Here is a 17,733-nt window from a genome sequence, read left to right as displayed (position 1 = left end):
CTCCATAAAGACCATCATAATTCAAACAAAGCACAATTTCATCATCATATTCTTTTTTAAAAATTTCATCATTTTTTTCATCTAAATTTAAAAAATATTTCCCCCATACACCGAATTCTGTTATTGCATTATCGCCATCTTTAAAATTTCTAACACTCTCCCAAAATTTTAATAATTCATCATTGTTGGTTCTGTATGGCTTTACAAGCTCAAACAGGCAATGTTTTGGTAAAAAATCTTTTGCTATATCAAACCATGTACCATATCTTATGGCCTCTATTTGATATATATCCCCAATTAAAATAAGTCGTTTAAATTGCACTTTTTCCAAAATTTTGACCATATCAGCATTGCTTACCGTACTGCACTCATCTATAAAAAGCAAATCACACTCAAAATCTTGTTTAGAATTTACAATTTTAGCAATCGTATAAGTATTTCTAAAATTTGCATTTTGTACTTTTGATTTTATATTTTCTACAGCTGGATTTGTTTGAGCTAAAAATATCTGAGTTTTGCCTTGGTATAAATTTGCTATATAATCTGCTAAAGTTGATTTACCAGTTCCCGCCGCTCCATAAATAAATGCAACTTTTGTTTTAACAAAAAGCCTTTTAATAATCTCTATTTTATTTTTATCATCAATCCAATTTACATTATTTTCAAGCCAAGTATTAGCAAATTCTTCATATTTGTCTGAACCCTGCTGAGATAGTTTTTTTAATTTTTTCAGAATACTAATGACGTCTTTTTCGTAACTCTGTATATAATATTTGCCTTTCCACTCACAAATTTTACGATCATTGTGAGTTCTGTAAAGCAAATTATTAAATTTATTTATTAAATTTTGAAGATCTGAAAAATGAGATAATTCCTCTTTTCCCGTATATAGCATTCCGTTACTTTGTGTATTTTGGATAATAAATCTAGCTAAAAATTCATGCTCTCTATTTTTATGCTCTACGCATTCAAACAAATCTGATATTTTTGGATTATGCCAGCATAAACTTGAAACAAATGGCGTTCGGTCAAATGGAATACTTTTGTATTCTAAATATAAATTTGATAATTTATCGTTTGGACCGTATTCATAGCCAACTTTTGGTTTTAAAATTTGATCTTTGATTATTTTATTATTCATTTTATAAAGTAAATATTTTAATATGTTAGATCCGCTTTTGTTGCTTAAACAAATTTTTCTACACTTATCTAAAACTTCTAAAAAATGTATTTGAATATTTCTAGCCTTTATCTCTTGTATAAAGACTTCATAGTTAGCACTTGAGAAATTTATAATATCAACTAAATTATAATTGTTTTTAGTCATATATTCATTTATACGTTCGACTTCAGTAGTTAAACCAAATTTTTGTCTTTCACCAAAAATTCTAGCAAAATTATCAAATTCACAAGGCCTTATTGATGTTTCCATCTCAGAGATAATAAAAATAGGCATACTCTTATTTTGAATAAATATATTGGTTTTATCGAGTACTGCTTTTATTGCATAATTATCATTTATTAAAACTTTACTAAAAGCCACTATGCGACTAAATTTACTAACATTATCCGTAGCGTTGGTCAAAGTGATCTCGTAAAACATCTCTTCTTTTATAAAAATCGGTTTAACCTTCCATACATAATATCTATTTTTTATAACTTCTTGATTTTTTAATCTAAAATCTCCTATTTGGTTTAACTTTGATAATATTTTTTCATAATATTCATCTAAGTTTTTATCCAACTCCAAAGGAAATTTATGTAAATTACTAAGTATTTTTAAATCTAATGTTTTTATACAAAGTTTTTTTAAGCGCAACATATATTCATAATATTTTAACATCAACCGCTCTGAGTTATTTTTATCATGCGCGTAGTGAGATTCTGATACCTGAAGTAAGTTATGAAATTTTTTTATAAATCTAAACTCATTGTTCATATCACCTATTTTATTTGGTATTGATGGTATTTTTTCTTTAGCTTCCTCTAGGCTTATGTTATCATCTAATCCATTAAGACGTAGATTTATATACATTGAACAATGCTCTACTAAATTTCTAAGTTGAGAAAGAATATTTTGTGACAGAAAACCACGATCGTTTAATATCGAATTTTTATCTATGTTTTCACAAATATTTTCATCGATAAATTTTATTTGATCCAATATTTTCATAATCTTAGCCCCTTAGATTATTTTCAGCATTACCGCGCTTAGCGTTATTAGCGATAGATAAAACGCCTTTTGCGCGCTCATTTTTTCGCCATTAAAAACCACTCCGACGCCCACGGCTCCGATCGCTCCGATACCGGTCCAAATCGCGTACGCTACCGACATCGCCATCGCCTGCATCGCGTAGCTCAAAAGCCAGAGCGAAAGGGCGAAATTTGCGACCAAAATCAAAAAATTCGCCGCCTTTTTCACGCCGATGCTTTTTTGAAATTTGGTTAGAAAAAACACGCCCGAGACCTCGCAGCACCCGGCCGCCAAAAGAGCTAAGACGTGCGTCAAGATTTTAGCCTCTTTAGCCCCAGTACGCCCGCGATCAGCGTCGCTATGAAAAATAGCCGCAAAGCATCCGGCATCTGACCGCTCGCGCGAAATTCGCTCACGATCTCGGCGATCACCACAAAAAACGCTCCAAGCCCTACAAACACGGTGTACGTGATGCTAATAGGCAAGTATTTCATGGCGATTATAAACGACGTGAAGCTAACGCATACGAGCATCGCCGTGAGTGCGATCTCCAGCACGCTTGAGGCGTGTTTTAGCCCGTACGCCCAGCCGCACTCGGCGACCGCGCCGCCTAATACCCACAAAAATCCCTTAGTTTGCATCGCCAAGAGCCTGCTTTATCTTAAAAATTTGAGCGATATTCGCGTCTAGTTCGTCTAAATTTAGCATATTCGGTCCGTCGCAAAGCGCCTCGCAAGGATTAATATGCGTCTCGTAAAAAAATCCGTCCACGCCCGCAGCCGCCGCAGCTCGCGCTAGATACGGAACAAATCTCGCGTCGCCGCCGCTTTTTTCGCCAAGAGCGCTTGGCATCTGCACACTGTGAGTAGCGTCGAAAATCACCGGCGCATATTCGCGCATAAGCACCAAATTTCGCATATCTACGACTAAATTTCCGTAGCCAAAGGTGCTGCCTCGCTCGGTTAGCCACACGCCGTTTTGTTTAGCGACCTCGTATCCGTCGCCCTTTACGCCGCGCGTTTCTAGCACTTTTTTGACCGAGTGTTTCATCGCAGATGGCGCTAAAAACTGCCCTTTTTTGATGTTTACGACCGCTTTTGTTTTAGCCGCGGCCACGAGTAGATCGGTCTGACGGCATAAAAACGCAGGGATTTGCAGCACGTCGGCCACTTCGCCTACGGGCGCGGCCTGGTAGCTCTCGTGGATATCGGTTAAAATTTTAAAACCGAATTCCTTTTTGATCTTGGCTAAAATTTCGCACCCTTTTTCAAGTCCGGGCCCGCGAAACGAGCTTATACTCGTGCGATTTGCCTTGTCAAAGCTTGATTTAAAATAAAAATCTATCCGCTTATCTTCGTTAAATTTAACTAGCCTTTTTGCCACGTCGAAAACGAGCTGCTCGCTCTCGATGACGCAAGGCCCTGCTATTAGTATCATTTTTTCTCCTTTATTTTTCTTTCACAACTAAAATTCCGCTCACTATTACTAGCAAGATACCTAAAAGTGCCGTTTGATTTGGCAATACATCGCCCATAAAATAGCCAATGATAAGCGTGAAAATAACGTCTGCGTAGCTAACCGCAGCGATCACTCCAGCCTTTTTGCCAACCGCAAACGCCTTTGTCATGTACGACTGAAAAAAATATCCACTAAGTCCCATTAGCAAGATAAAAACAACGTTATACCAGCTTGGCATGCTAAATTTTGAAAACAAAAAATCAAGTGGCTCGTAGGTGAAAAATTCTGCCAAACCCATGCAAATAAGTGGCAAAAACGAGCCCCAAAGCATAAAACTTAACACTATAACATTTGTACCGTAGCTCTTGTTTAGCTCCTTAACACTCGTGTATGCGATCGCCGCACCAAGGCCGCTCCAAACGCCGATAATATCAGTCTTGCTTATGCCTAAATTTGGCTGGATAACAAGCAAAATTCCACCAAATCCCAAAAATACAGCAAACCAGCCAAGTGAGCTTAGACGCTCTTTAAAAATAAAGGCTGCGAGGATAGCTGTAAAGATTGGATTTGTCTTTTGAAATGTAAAAGCTGTGGCCAAATTTACATGAGCGACATTGTAAAAAAAAGCAAAAAGTGCGACAGTGCCCACAAAACCACGAAACATCAGCAAGAAAAAGTGTCCACCAGCTTGTTTAAATGGAAATCTATAAATGGCATAAATAACGATAAAAAGGCCTATTAAATTTCTAAAAAATACAACTTCGATAGATGGCATATCTTTGCTAAGATACTTTGCAAATGCGCCAGTAACGGCAAACATAAAGCAAGCAAAGAGCATATAAAAAATGCCAAGATGCGAAATATAAAACCTTTTTAACATCACAAGACCTTTAAATTTAAAGTAGCCATTTTAATGAAAAGTGGCTTAAATTTTGGTTGATTTTTTCTTTTATTTTGGCGCTTTTAAGCAAATTTTTATACTTTATATAAGTCAAAAATTTGTATAATCAGCCATCACGAAAAGGACAAAATTTGCAAAAAGTAATATTAGTAGGCAAGCCAAATGTCGGCAAAAGCTCACTTTTTAACCGCCTAGCAAGAAGACGCATCGCCATCACTAGCGACGTTAGCGGCACCACAAGAGATACAAACAAGGCCAAGATCGAAGTCGAGGGTAAAGAGTGCATTTTAATCGACAGCGGCGGACTTGATGATAGTAGCGAGCTTTTTAAAAACGTAAAAGCAAAGACCTTGGCAGAGGCTAAAAATTCAGACGCCATTTTATACATGGTCGATGGCAAAATGATGCCAGATGACGAGGATAGAGCCATTTTTTACGAGCTTAGCAAGCTAAATTTACCAATCGCATTAGTCATTAATAAAATAGACAGCAAAAAAGATGAGCAAAGAGAGTGGGAATTTGTAAGCTTTGGCGCGAAAAATTCCTTTGGAATTTCCGTAAGCCACAACACAGGCATAGATGAGCTTAGCATGTGGCTAACAAAGCACATAGATGACAAAGTGCAGATAAAGGCCGATACGAGTGAAGATTTTGATGATTTTTTAGAAAATTATAACGACGAGGGCGAGCTAAGCGACGAAATAGACTATGAAAGCAAAAACATTAGAGTTGGTATCATAGGACGTGTAAATGTCGGCAAAAGCTCACTCCTAAATGCTCTTGTAAAAGAGAGTCGCGCCGTCGTTAGCGACGTGGCAGGCACTACGATCGATCCAGTTAATGAAATTTACGAGCATAATGGCAGGGTTTTTGAGTTTGTCGATACTGCTGGTATCAGAAAGCGTGGCAAGATCGAGGGTATCGAGAGATACGCGCTAAATAGAACTGAGAAAATTTTAGAAGAGACAGACGTTGCGCTACTAGTGCTTGATAGCTCTGAGCCACTAACCGAGCTTGATGAGCGTATCGCTGGTATCGCCTCTAAATTTGAGCTCGGCGTCATCATCGTGCTAAACAAATGGGATAAAAGTAGCGAAGAATTTGACGAACTCTGTAAAGAGATAAAGGATAGATTTAAATTTCTCTCATACGCGCCGATTATCAGCGTCTCAGCACTTGGCGGCAAAAGAGTGCATAAAATTTACCCGCTCATAGTTGAAATTTATAAAAACTACACCCAAAAAATCCAAACTTCAAAGCTAAACGAAGTGATCGGCGAAGCGACCAAGGCACACCCACTGCCACGAGATAAAGGCAGAGTTGTGAAAATTTACTACGCAGTGCAGTTTAAGACAGCACCTATCATGATAGCGCTCATTATGAACCGTCCAAAATGCCTGCACTTTAGCTACAAACGCTACCTAACAAACAAACTTAGAGAGAGTTTTAGCCTAACTGGCGTGCCTATCGTATTAATCCCTAAAAAACGTGGAGAGAGCGATGAAAACAAAGAATAACAATATCGTTTTGATAGGATTTATGGGAGTTGGCAAGGGCACGACTGCAAGGGCGTTAAGCAAGGCACTAAAGACGATGAACCTTGACTGCGACGACTTACTAGAGAGCTCACAAAATATGAAGATAAAAGCCATCTTCGAAGAGTATGGAGAGGAGCATTTTAGGCAGCTTGAAAAGGATCTAGCTAAATTTTTAGCAACAAATGTCAAAAACACAATCATCTCGACAGGTGGCGGCTTTGCCAAGGTTAAAAATTTAAAAAAAATTGGTACCGTGATCTATCTAAAAGCAAGCTTTGATGCGATCATGCAAAGACTAAAAAATAGTAAAAATAGCGAGAAAAAACTTGCCAAACGTCCACTTTTAAGTGATCTAAAAAGAGCCGAGGCGTTACATCTGGAGCGAGAGGAGCTTTATGAGAAAAAGGCTGATTACATCGTCGAAGTCGAGGGTAAAACTCCAAAGCAAATCGTAAAAGAGATAAGGATGCTTTTAAAAATTTAGTTGTAAAGTGGCGTGAATGCTGCTTGCAACGATAAATTTTAAGATCAGGCTAGATAGCTATCTAGTGTGGTGTTAAAATTTGAAATGTTTGAGCTAAATTTAACGTTTTGTAGTTAGAAAATTTAGCGAAGTGTTTTGAAATGAATGTAAGTGCTGTGCGGTTAAATTTTGATCAAGACTAGGCATTTAGCCTGCTAAGCTAAATTTTAAGATTAGATTAGATACAAAAACTCTAATGTAACGTTAAAAATTTAAAAAGTATTTTTGACGAAGTATCGCGAGATGATTTTGATAGTTGTGTAGAAATTTTAAGCCGAGGCTAGACACATAGTCTGCCGAAAGCTTAAAATTTTAAATCTCCATCAAAAGCGCTCACGAGAAAAAGCCAAAATTTGAAAGGATAAGATGAGAGTATTAACCGGCCTCCAACCCTCCGGCAAACTACACCTTGGCAACTACTTTGCCTCGATAAAGCAGATGGTTGATATGCAAGAGCAAAATGAGATGTTTATGTTTATAGCAAACTACCACGCGATGACGAGCCTTAGCGAGGCCAAAGCCCTAAAGCAAAATACTTTTGAGGCTGCGTGTGCGTTTTTGGCACTTGGGATTGATCCAAATAAAAGTATTTTCTGGGTACAGAGCGACGTTAAAAACGTGCTTGAGCTTTACTGGGTGCTAAGTCAGCACACACCTATGGGGCTTCTTGAGCGCGCGCACAGCTATAAAGATAAAGTCGCAAAAGGTCTTAGTTCACACCACGGACTCTTTAGCTATCCAGTTTTGATGGCAGCTGACATTTTGCTTTATAATGCGCAGGTCGTACCTGTGGGCAAAGACCAGATCCAGCATGTAGAGATCGCTCGTGATATCGCGATAAAATTTAACAACGAGCATGGAGAAATTTTTACATTGCCTGAGGCAAAGATCGATGAAAATGTCGCCACCGTGCCTGGCACAAACGGCGAAAAGATGAGCAAAAGCTATGGCAATACAATCGACATCTTTGCCGATGCTAAAACGCTTAAAAAGCAAATTTCTAGCATTGTGACAGACGGCACACCGCTCGAAGAGCCAAAACAGTGGCAAAACTGCAACGTCTATAATATCGCCAAACTTTTCTTAGACGAGAGTGGGCAAAAAGAGCTTCAAGCTAGATATGAGCGTGGTGGTGAGGGTCATGGACACTTTAAAGCTTATCTAAACGAGCTTATTTGGGACTATTTTAAAGATGCGAGAGAGAAATTTGAGCATTATCAAAATAATCCTGACGAAGTGTCTGGAATTTTAGAAATAGGAGCCAAAAAGGCAAGTAATGTTGCTCAAACAACGATAAAAAAAGTTCGTGAAGCAGTCGGAATTTATTAATAAAGGAAAAATATGCAAAATTTATATCCATACGCACAAATAATTCATCTTTTTTGTGCAATCATCTTTGTTGGTTACCTCTTTTTTGATGTAATCATTTTTAAGGCAGCTTGTAAAAAAATGCCACCTGAGCTTGCTCAAAAGGCAAAACAAGCTATCGGTTCAGTTGCTATTAAGATAATGCCGCTTTGTATCTTGCTTTTGGTATTAACTGGAGGTATGATGATGAGTAACTGGGTCGGATCAAAGGCTGGTGGCTACTTTGAGACAAATTTACAAATCATTTTTATGATCAAATTTTTCTTAGCAATGCTAATCGTAGCCGCGGTTATAACAAATTTAAGCTGCAAATTTATATTTAAACGCCCTAGCCCACTTGGCAACATACATCCATTTGCGCTAACAGCGGCAGTTTTTATCGTACTTTTTGCAAAAGTTATGTTTATGGTTTAAGGATACGGAATGATAAATTTAAAACTACTCGAGACAAATTACGATGAATTTGTAAAAAAACTTGAGGGGAAAAATGTAAAAGCTGGGCTACTTGACGAGCTTTTACAAACTTTTAACGAGCTAAAACAAAAGCGCAAAGCACTTGAAAATTTCCAAGCGATCCAAAACGCAAAGAGTAAAGAGCTTGGCATAAAGGCAAGAGCTGGTGAGGACGTAAGTGAGCTTAAAAGTGAGCTAAATTTAAACAAAGCTGCACTTTCTGATGCTGATGATATCGTTAAACAATATGAAGAAAAGCTTGAGCAAATTTCATTTAACGTGCCAAATATCACCGATGATGACGTGCCATTTGGTAAGGACGAGGACGATAATGTCTGCATAAAAACGGTGCTTGAGCCGACTAAATTTAGCTTTACACCAAAAGAGCACTGGGAGTTAGGCGAGAGCCTTGGCTGGCTTGACTTTGAAAGAGGCGCAAAGCTCTCAGGATCTCGCTTTACCGTGCTTCGCGGCATGGGAGCAAGGCTTAGTAGAGCGCTTGTTAATTACATGATCGACTTTAACAGCGCGCGTGGCTTTGAGCTTGTAAATGTCCCTTATCTAGTAAGCTCAAACACACTTTTTGGCACCGGTCAGCTGCCTAAATTTGAAGAGGACCTTTACAAAGTGCGTGACGAGGATCTCTACCTCATCCCAACTAGCGAAGTGCCTGTGACAAATTTATACAATGACACGATCATTGAAGCTGAGCAGTTACCTATAAAGATGACTTGCTACTCAGCATGCTTCCGCCAAGAAGCGGGTTCGGCAGGACGTGACACTAGAGGTATGATCCGCCAGCACCAGTTTGAAAAGGTCGAGCTAGTAAGTATCACAAGACCTGATCAAAGTGAAGATGTGCTAAATGAGATGGTATCGTGCGCAAGCGATCTACTAACTAGCCTTGGACTTCCTCACCGCCATATGCTTCTTTGCAGTGGTGATCTTGGCTTTAGCGCGGCAAAGACGATAGACCTTGAGGTTTGGCTACCTGGCCAAGGTAAATATAGAGAGATTAGCTCTATTTCCAATACTCGTGATTTTCAAGCAAGGCGTGCAAAAATTCGCTTTAAAGATGGCAAGAAAAATATGCTTGTAAATACGCTAAATGGCTCGAGTCTAGCTGTGGGTAGGACGCTTATTGCCATCATGGAAAACTATCAAAAAGCAGATGGCACTATCGAAATTCCAGAAGTTCTTAAGAGGTATATGTAGTGGCTGAAGAAGAGGTTGTAGTTTTAAAACCACCTGGCGAGCAAACAGAGCAAGAAGTGCCTGAAGAGGCAAAAGCCGAGACACCTGAAGAGATCGTCTCGCTTGAGAGTATCGCAAGTGAAGGTGTGCTACAAGATGAAAGCATCCCGGAGCCAATCCCTGTAAAAAAGAGCAATAAAAAGCTCTTTATAATAGCAGGCGTGGTCGCTCTAGTGCTTATCATCTTGATAGTGGTTTTGCTAGTTGTTTTGCTAAAGAAAGACAAAAAAGAGAACATAGATACTGCAAGTATCGTAAAAAATATAGAAAACAACTACCAAACGCAAAATTTTGGCGCTTCAAAGATCGATGAGATGATAAATAAGGCCAATCAGCTCTACGAGCGTGGCAATAAATTTGAAGCGTTAAAAATTTATGAAAACATAGCTGTTTATAACCAGTCTCTCTCAAACTACAACCTCGGTGTTTCGCAGATGAAACAAGAAAGATGTGATGAGGCGATCGTATCTTTTAACAAAGCAATAACTGATAGAGAAAACACAGCAGTTAGCGCCATAAACGCTGCTGTTTGCTCACTTGAGCTAAATAACACCAAAAATTTTAACTACTATATAGGACTTGCTGATTCATTTTTGCAGTATGAGAACAACTCGCCACTTTATAGCTATTACTACGCACTTATAAATTATTATAAAGGCAACTATTACGAGGCGCTTCAAGCACTTTCTCATCCAAATACTGCAGATTATAAAAATGAATATGCTTATTTAAGTGCAAAAATTTTATCACTTCTTGGAGATGATGAGAGAGCAATAGCTAAGCTTGAGAGCCAAAAGGCATTTAAGGCCGACTTCACGCTAGCACAGCTCTATGCAAGACTTGGCAAATACGACAAGGCAAGGGATTATCTAACAAAAGCTTCTAAAAATACGCCAAATATCGATCTTATCAAGATGACTGAGGCGCTAATTGATCTAAAAACTGCTGACTACGGCGATGCGGCTGCATTTATCAAAGATGTTTACGACTACAATGCTTCTTTGCCAAGCAAAATTTACAAGATAAAAACGATACTAAAGCCTGATCTTTTTGATGTCAGCCTAGCTCAGGCACACTTTAGCGATGATATGTTTTTTGATAGAACAAGGCGCTATGAGACGCTTTTTTACTTCGCACCTTACAAGGTCTTTGATGCAAAACAGAGTATTGAGCAGATAAGAAAAGGCGGCGTTAGCGTCTTTTTAGACGATACATCAGCAGCAAATGACTATCTTAGCCAAAGCGCAGCTGCTTCAAAAGTCAATGCCAAACTTAGCGAAGCTATCGCAAAAGCACTAAGCTACCGCTTAAAAGAAGCGAATAAAGAGTTTGAAGAGCTAGCTAGCACTTATCCAAATCACTCTATCTTGCAATACAATCTTGCCTTAAGCTACGCTCAGCTTGGAAATTTTAGCCTTGCAGCAAAGCACTTCATAGCAAGCTATCACCAAGATGTAAATAACCATCTTGCAGGTATTTTTGGGGCGATTTGTCTAGATATAAATAGAAATTTAAACCCAAAACTCATTGAAGAGATCGGCGAAAATTTAGAGAACGATAAGAGCTTAAAGCCTGTAAATTTATATGCCTCGCTTCTAAGCCTGGTTAGCGGCAACCAAAGTGCGATGATAAGATGGCTTGAAGAGCCAAAAGAGCAGACAATGCTAAATTTAGCCTTTGATATCATCATCGCAAAAGTAACAAACAATGACGAGCTAATGGCAAAGAAAGCTGATGAGCTACTAAAAATTTTGCCAAATGATATTATTGCAAATATCTTAAATTTCATCTCGAAAAACAAAGAGCAAAATGTCAAAGAGTATGCAAAAGCGATACAAATTCACTTTAATGGCAAGCAGCTTGATTCAAATGCTTTCTATCACGGCGCTGACATCATCAAAAAGCAATACATCAAGCTACTTCAAATTTCGGGCCTACTTACAAGAGAGCGTGATAAGTTAAGAGCCGAGCTAAAAAATGCTCCAAAAAATATAAATTTAATCCAAACTCTAGCCTATATCGATATCTTTACAAACGATTTTGAGGAGAGCTATAAACTTTATAATCAAGCGATCGATGAGTTTAAAGTAAATGACGCTAGCACATTGTTTTTAGCATCTGTGGCTGCAACAGGAGCTGGAAAAGTATCAAACGCAATCGCACTTTTAGAGCTAACAAAACTAAATGATGCTAGTGCTATCGAAAATAGAATAGCTCTGGGTCTAATGTATCAGCAGATAGACAACATAAAAGCAGCTCTTATACAATACAGCAAAATAGGAAATGTTGAGTATGAAAGCGAATTTTATGACTTTGAGATAGATAATGAGTGATAAAAATTTAACTAGGCTTTGGCCTAGTTAAATCCATGTTATAAGAGCTTTAAAATTTCTCAAAATTACCGACCAAGAAAGTAAAAATTTTATTAAAGTTTAGCTTTTTATTCGAGCTTAGTTTAAATAGCACTCGTTAGTGCCCCTACCTTTGCGAGACGTTATAAAAAAAGCTAACGATCTGTTTTGCTAGGCGTTCTTTAAAAAACGGCCAAATGTAGCTTGGCGAATAGACATTACCAGCTTGCATAAGTGAGATATTTGTCGCCTTTTCGCCACCATTTTTTGGACGCACTAGCACGCTTACTTGCATGTGATAAGTATAGCTATTCGTGCTAAAGTCATCATCATCGTAATAGCCAAATGGGAAAAACATCGAGTAGCCAAAGCCAAAGCTTGGTCTACCAAAGCCATATCCCATCCCCATTGAAAATCTAGGATCTCTTTTGATTATCCTGGAAAAGCTTTGCACATCGCCAAGGATGATGAAGTCAGCATTTTTGATATTTGGCTCGTTTCTGAAGCCAGCCTTTGCAAACTCACTTAAAATTTCAGTATTTACATCTTGTCCGGTCGCGCTATTTTTAAAATTTACATAGACGCTTTTATTTGCTTCATTAAGCGTAAAAAATATAGGCTCGCTCGTTTTAACCGAGATATTTGGAGTACTACTAGCACATCCAACAAAAAATACCGCTAAGACAAATAAAAAGAAATTTTTCATATTCACTCCTACAAGAGCGATCTTATAGCACTTTCAAGTACACTTTTTGGTGTAAGACCGATAAATTTCGATCGCATCTTACCATCTTTATCAAAAAAATAGATAACTGGCACGCCCATAACGCCACCAACTGCCTTGCTAAAGTAATCAACCGAAACCTTATCGCTAGTAGTTTTAAAGGTGATGTTGTGCTCTTTTAAAAGCTCAATATCTTTATCAAAACCCTTACTAGGCCCTAAAACACCAATGAATTGAACCTCTTTACCATACTCTTTTTCAAGCGTATTTAGGTCAGGTATTGCGGCCTTGCATACTCCGCAGTCAGTGCCAAAGAAAAATAGCATATATGGCTTATCGCCTATCTTTAGCCTCTTTTCTGTTGGAAAAAACTGCGTATCAATGCCACTTGAGTCATTTAGCGTAATGTGATGCTTCTCATACTGCTTGACGCAGCCCATAACTAGGGCTGAGACTAGACATAAAAATAAAATTTTATATCTCATTTGGTACCTTTGGGTTTTCAATAGTGCGAATTTTCTCTAGCTTGCCATGTCTTAGATAGACGATCTTATCGCCATACTCGCCAAGATCAGGGTTGTGAGTTACTAGAAGTATCGTCTTGCCCTCTTTTCTTAGCTTGCAAAATAGATCAAGTATAACTCTTTCATTTGCTTCATCAAGGTTACCAGTTGGCTCATCTGCTATTAAAATTTCAGGATCGTTTATGAGCGAGCGTGCGATACAAAGGCGTTGTTGCTCACCACCACTTAGCTGACTTGGTCTGTGTGTTAGCCTGTGAGAAAGACCAACTGCCTCAAGTGCCTTTTTAGCGTCCTCTTCATCAACTGAGCTGTGATAGTACTGAGCGATCATTACATTTTCAAGTGCGCTAAGATATGGCACTAAGTGAAACTGCTGAAAAATAAGACCGATCTTTTCACGTCTAAATTTAAGTGTATCATCAGCATTTAGATTGCTCGCATCATCGCCACCAAGCATATAAGTGCCACTACTTGGAGTATCCATTAGTGAAAGAATATTTACAAGCGTACTCTTACCACTACCACTTGGCCCCATGACGCTGACCCACTCACCTTTTTTAACCTCAAAATTTATATCATCAAGTGCTTTAACATCGCCAAAAATTTTACAAATATTTTTTAATTCTAGTGCATTTTGCATATCATTCTCCTCTTAATGTATCTGCCATTTTATTATTAAGTGCCCGTTTGATCGGATAAAATGCTGCGATCGCTGCAAATAAAAGCGATATTATCACAGCTACTGGGATGCTTAAAATTCTAAAATCAATACTAGAATCAAATATCGCATAACCTAAAATTTGAGCTAGTAAATATCCTAAAAATGCACCAACTAATGCTGAGATGAGCGCTGTCACAAATGTCTCAAAGCCAAATAGCTTTAATACATCTTTTTTGCTTGCACCTATGGCTCTTAGAAGTGCGATCTCCTTTGAGCGAGAGAGCAAGATAGCACTAAGCGTTGTGTTTACGCACATTGAAGTAATGAGCAAAATAACAAGGCTAACAAGTGCCATTAGAAGTTTGATCTTTTCTAAGATATAGCCCTCAGACTTTGAGACCTTTGCCACTGGTTTTGCAGCTATTTCTTCATTACTTATAGTCTTTGCAAGTGATGTTATCTCATCAAAGTTACCAAGTACAACAGCTTCAGCATAGTTTATTTTGCCAGCTTTATTTGAAATTTTTTGAGCCAAAGATAATGACGTGATCAAAAGTGCATCCTCTTTATCTCCACTTGCCACTACGCCTTTTATCTTTACATTTATGCTCTCATTTGAGCCAATGGCACGAATTTCTATATCATCGCCTGCTTTAAAGCCAGCCTGACGAGCTAGATCGACGCCTATTAGCACATTTTTATCGTCAAAATCGACATTTATCATCGTTCCATCTCTAACATCTAAAAATGGTTTAACTTTTTTTAGATTGCTAAATTTTGTTCCCATGATGATAGCATTTGTTGGACCGATATTTGCCTGAGCAAAGAGATAGCCGCTCTCACCAAGAAGCTTGTCTTTTGGCACTTTAGCGATCATCTCATTGTAAGTTTTTTCACCCATATCATCGCTTGTAGCCATATCTTTTGGAGCAAAGATCATATTTGCGCCATAAGTTTTTAGCTCACGTGAGACTTTAGAGTCTATATCAAGATATACATTAACAAACGCCGCACACACGCATGCTCCAAGTAAGATAGAGATCACGATGACCATGACTCTTGATGAGCCGTTTTTTAAACTTTTATAAATTGTATTGTAAAAGAATTTGCTATTTGCGGTCATATAGCACCTCCGCAGGTAGTAAATTTATGACGTTTCTCATTGGCATTAGCGAGCCAACGACTGAGATAAGCAAGGCAAATGCCACGCTTATAGGTAGCACGATCCAAGCTATGCCGATGCCATGTGAGAAGATAATGTAAGACATCATGTAGCTTAGCGCATATCCTAAAAATGCTCCCGTGATGCCCGCAAAAAAGGCAACCACAAGGCTCTCGCTAGCAAAAAGGGCGTAAATCTCAAAGTTACTAGCACCTATGGCTTTTAAAAGGCCGATCTCTTTTTTACGGCGATAAATTTCACTTGTCATTAGCGATGTTATACCAATGGCTGAAACCACAAGAGCGATGATGCTAACGATGCCCATTAGGCTTTGGATTTTCTTTACGATATTACTCTCCGCATCACTTACTTGAAGGCTTGCCTTTGCGCTAACGTTTGGTAAATTTTCTTCTATCTGAAATGCGATTGATCCTGCATAGGCTGAGCAGTACCATTTATCGTACTCTGCACTATCAAGGTTGTCTAAATTTCTTCTTGCTTTTAGCGATAGGTCGTTTTCTGGGATCGTCATAGCTGAGACTTCAGCCTTTGTGTATGAGTTTGCATGCCCAGAAAGATCTCCAGCAAGCTTTAGTGAGCCAACTAGCTTATGTGTCTCGTCACTAGCTCCTTTTAAGATACCAACCACACTAACCTCTCTTACGCCATTTTTGCCCACAAGACTAAGTTTGTCGCCAACCTTTAAATTTTTAGCCTTAGAAAGTTCTTCGCCAACTAAAATTTCATCCATACTTTCATCTTTTGGCCAAACACCCTCAACGCCCCAAAAACCATACAAGCTCTTAACGCCTGTGCTAAATTCTGGCTCATCTTTTAGTCCGATATTTTTATCAAAATAGGTTCCTTCAAAGGCAAATTCAATTCCTTTTTCATCTTTAACTTTTGCCTCTAAAAACGGCGCAAAAGCAACGATATTATTTCTCCAAAAGATCTCTTTTATCTTATAGATATCAGCCTCTGGGAGTAAATTTTGTGATTTTAGTGGGGTGAAATTTTTACCCTCGATCTCGATGCTTAGGCTCTCACCGCGTGGCAAAACGACGATATTTGAGCCATATCCTCTAAGCTCAGTTGCTACTTGATCGCCGATTTTTAGCGTGATATTTAGCATGCAAGCTATCAAAAGAGCAGCTAGCAAGATGGTAATAAAGGCCATCGTCTTTTGTACCTTTGAGCCCGTGATCGAGCTTTTTATCATTCTTAGTTGCATATTTTTCATTTTAACGTTCCATTTGTTTCTACATATTTTTCTGGATTTGCTTCAAATTTCGCTTGAGTTTCGTTATTTTCAAAGAAATATGTGCGTCCATAGTATAAATATGATCTTGACTCAAGGTTGCTCACCTTTTTGCGACTAACTGGATCAAGCACCATTTTTTCGACAACCTTACTAAAGAAATTTGCTCCATCTGTAATAGTTTTATAATCAACTATGATATTTTTGCCATCGAAGATAAATGGCATTGGTATCGGATTGCAACCACCTTCTTTGCCAACTGATGGCAAGAAAATTCTAACATTACAAGAGATACAAATAAGGTCATTTCCTCTTTTTATATAGCCCATATCGCCGCAAATCATACAAGAGTCAAAGACGATGACAGGCGAGACGCGGTCACTAAAGCGGTTTAACAAGAAAAATCTTATCTGCTTACCCTCATCTGTAATATAAGCAAATCTGTGAAGTTCATTGTCTTTTAGCATATCAACATCAAATATAAATTTATCTCCCACTGGCTCAACTAGCACTGGCTCTGAAATTTCAGGTGGACGAGATGCGTAAAGGTCATAATAGAGCGAAAATCCAAGTGCTATCAAAATACTACAAAATGCAAATTTTGCATTATCAGAAATATTTTCTCTAATGGCTTTTGTAAAGCGGTATTTGATAGAACCAAATTTATTTTTATCAATACTTTTTGGCATAAAGAAAAGCGCGGTGATGCATAAAAGTAAGATCACAAAGATATAAAAATAAGTACCAAATTCTGATACGTAAATACCTTTTGCACTAACAGATAGAATCTGAGAGTTTAACTCACTACTTATTTTTAAAGCCCCAGCACGCAAAAGCTCAAGTGCTGTCTGAGAGCTCCTATCGATTAGCAAGAAAACTAAAGTGATAAGGGCTAAAATTTTAGCTATTAATGGAGAAATGCTAGATTTTAAATTCGAAATAAAAAAGAATAAAAATACGAGCAAAATCATTGCAAATATCATTAGAAAGAAGCTAATGACCGAAAGCGTATCTAGTAGCTCACCACCAAATAGTGGAAATAACACACTGCTTGAACTATAGCCAAAGCCAAAGCCGATGCCTAAAATAAAAAACGTTACAATTTTTGCTATCTTAAGCTCAAGAAATATCCATAAAATGCTAATTAGTAGAAAAACTAGCGTCACTGAATCTATGAACATTTTAAACTGGTCATCAACAAGTGCATGACGAGCAGCTTTAAAGATAAGCACACCAGCAACAACGCCAAGAAATGATGGTAGAAAGATCGTTTTTAAACTTTTGCCATTGTTATTTAAGGCAGCAAAAAGCGTAAATCCAAGGAGGGCTAAAAAGACCTGATAGAAATAAATTGACATAACTAA

17 protein-coding genes are annotated in these 17,733 nt (G+C 38.1%); 6 read left to right on the top strand and 11 right to left on the bottom strand.

Annotated features, from left to right (window positions below):
- From F3G66_RS01665 to F3G66_RS01645, 5 genes are all read right to left on the bottom strand, one after another.
- Positions 1-2,173 (bottom strand): AAA family ATPase (locus F3G66_RS01665; protein ID WP_149707137.1); only part of this gene is annotated, 2,173 nt, incomplete at its 3' end.
- 12 nt (positions 2,174-2,185) lie between these two features.
- Positions 2,186-2,509, bottom strand: a complete 324-nt coding sequence (locus F3G66_RS01660) for a DMT family transporter (RefSeq protein ID WP_149706934.1) — start codon at positions 2,507-2,509, stop codon at positions 2,186-2,188.
- Positions 2,506-2,835: a DMT family transporter gene (locus F3G66_RS01655; RefSeq protein WP_149706933.1), complete on the bottom strand. Its 330-nt coding sequence runs from the start codon at positions 2,833-2,835 to the stop codon at positions 2,506-2,508. Before F3G66_RS01655 ends, F3G66_RS01660 begins: the two co-directional genes overlap by 4 nt.
- Positions 2,825-3,631: a 3-deoxy-8-phosphooctulonate synthase gene (kdsA, locus tag F3G66_RS01650; protein ID WP_149706932.1), complete on the bottom strand. Its 807-nt coding sequence runs from the start codon at positions 3,629-3,631 to the stop codon at positions 2,825-2,827. The genes F3G66_RS01655 and kdsA overlap by 11 nt, the downstream gene beginning before the upstream one ends.
- A gap of 10 nt (positions 3,632-3,641) precedes the next feature.
- Positions 3,642-4,532 carry a DMT family transporter gene (locus F3G66_RS01645; protein WP_072593874.1) on the bottom strand — a complete coding sequence of 297 codons (891 nt, stop codon included), beginning with the start codon at positions 4,530-4,532 and terminating at the stop codon, positions 3,642-3,644.
- Positions 4,533-4,684: 152 nt separating this feature from the next.
- Between F3G66_RS01645 and der the strand changes: the two genes are divergently transcribed.
- The 6 genes from der to F3G66_RS01615 all read left to right on the top strand — a co-directional run bounded on the left by der (position 4,685) and on the right by F3G66_RS01615 (position 12,022).
- Positions 4,685-6,070 carry a ribosome biogenesis GTPase Der gene (der, locus tag F3G66_RS01640; RefSeq protein ID WP_149706931.1) on the top strand — a complete coding sequence of 462 codons (1,386 nt, stop codon included), beginning with the start codon at positions 4,685-4,687 and terminating at the stop codon, positions 6,068-6,070.
- Positions 6,054-6,575 (top strand): shikimate kinase, encoded by a 522-nt coding sequence (locus tag F3G66_RS01635; protein ID WP_103592859.1) that lies wholly within the window; start codon positions 6,054-6,056, stop codon positions 6,573-6,575. The genes der and F3G66_RS01635 overlap by 17 nt, the downstream gene beginning before the upstream one ends.
- A 405-nt stretch (positions 6,576-6,980) precedes the next feature.
- On the top strand, positions 6,981-7,943 hold the full coding sequence (trpS, locus tag F3G66_RS01630; protein WP_149706930.1) for a tryptophan--tRNA ligase: 963 nt from the start codon (positions 6,981-6,983) through the stop codon (positions 7,941-7,943).
- Between the two features lie 12 nt (positions 7,944-7,955).
- A complete protein-coding gene (locus F3G66_RS01625) occupies positions 7,956-8,396 on the top strand; it encodes a copper resistance protein CopD (RefSeq protein ID WP_087585163.1) in 441 nt (146 codons plus the stop codon).
- Positions 8,397-8,405: 9 nt separating this feature from the next.
- Complete coding sequence (gene serS / locus F3G66_RS01620; RefSeq protein ID WP_149706929.1) at positions 8,406-9,650, top strand: serine--tRNA ligase; 1,245 nt, start codon at positions 8,406-8,408, stop codon at positions 9,648-9,650.
- Entirely contained in the window at positions 9,650-12,022 is a 2,373-nt protein-coding gene (locus F3G66_RS01615) for a tetratricopeptide repeat protein (RefSeq protein WP_149706928.1), read from the top strand. The genes serS and F3G66_RS01615 overlap by 1 nt, the downstream gene beginning before the upstream one ends.
- Before the next feature lie 145 nt (positions 12,023-12,167).
- Here the strand turns inward: F3G66_RS01615 and F3G66_RS01610 are convergent, their stop codons facing one another.
- Genes F3G66_RS01610 through F3G66_RS01585 form a run of 6 tightly spaced genes read right to left on the bottom strand, consistent with a single transcriptional unit; the run spans position 12,168 to position 17,727 of the window.
- Complete coding sequence (locus tag F3G66_RS01610) at positions 12,168-12,746, bottom strand: hypothetical protein (RefSeq protein ID WP_107686262.1); 579 nt, start codon at positions 12,744-12,746, stop codon at positions 12,168-12,170.
- A gap of 8 nt (positions 12,747-12,754) precedes the next feature.
- Positions 12,755-13,249 carry a TlpA family protein disulfide reductase gene (locus tag F3G66_RS01605; RefSeq protein WP_021090806.1) on the bottom strand — a complete coding sequence of 165 codons (495 nt, stop codon included), beginning with the start codon at positions 13,247-13,249 and terminating at the stop codon, positions 12,755-12,757.
- Positions 13,239-13,928, bottom strand: a complete 690-nt coding sequence (locus tag F3G66_RS01600) for an ABC transporter ATP-binding protein (protein WP_021090626.1) — start codon at positions 13,926-13,928, stop codon at positions 13,239-13,241. Before F3G66_RS01600 ends, F3G66_RS01605 begins: the two co-directional genes overlap by 11 nt.
- A gap of 1 nt (position 13,929) precedes the next feature.
- Positions 13,930-15,072 carry an ABC transporter permease gene (locus F3G66_RS01595; protein WP_149706927.1) on the bottom strand — a complete coding sequence of 381 codons (1,143 nt, stop codon included), beginning with the start codon at positions 15,070-15,072 and terminating at the stop codon, positions 13,930-13,932.
- Positions 15,059-16,351 (bottom strand): ABC transporter permease, encoded by a 1,293-nt coding sequence (locus tag F3G66_RS01590; RefSeq protein ID WP_149706926.1) that lies wholly within the window; start codon positions 16,349-16,351, stop codon positions 15,059-15,061. The genes F3G66_RS01595 and F3G66_RS01590 overlap by 14 nt, the downstream gene beginning before the upstream one ends.
- Positions 16,348-17,727, bottom strand: a complete 1,380-nt coding sequence (locus tag F3G66_RS01585) for a Fe-S-containing protein (protein WP_149706925.1) — start codon at positions 17,725-17,727, stop codon at positions 16,348-16,350. The genes F3G66_RS01590 and F3G66_RS01585 overlap by 4 nt, the downstream gene beginning before the upstream one ends.
- Between the last annotated feature and the right edge of the window lie 6 nt (positions 17,728-17,733).

This window comes from Campylobacter concisus (assembly GCF_902460665.1).
Taxonomy (GTDB): domain Bacteria; phylum Campylobacterota; class Campylobacteria; order Campylobacterales; family Campylobacteraceae; genus Campylobacter_A; species Campylobacter_A concisus_AL.
This window is presented reverse-complemented; position numbering and strand designations above follow the sequence as displayed.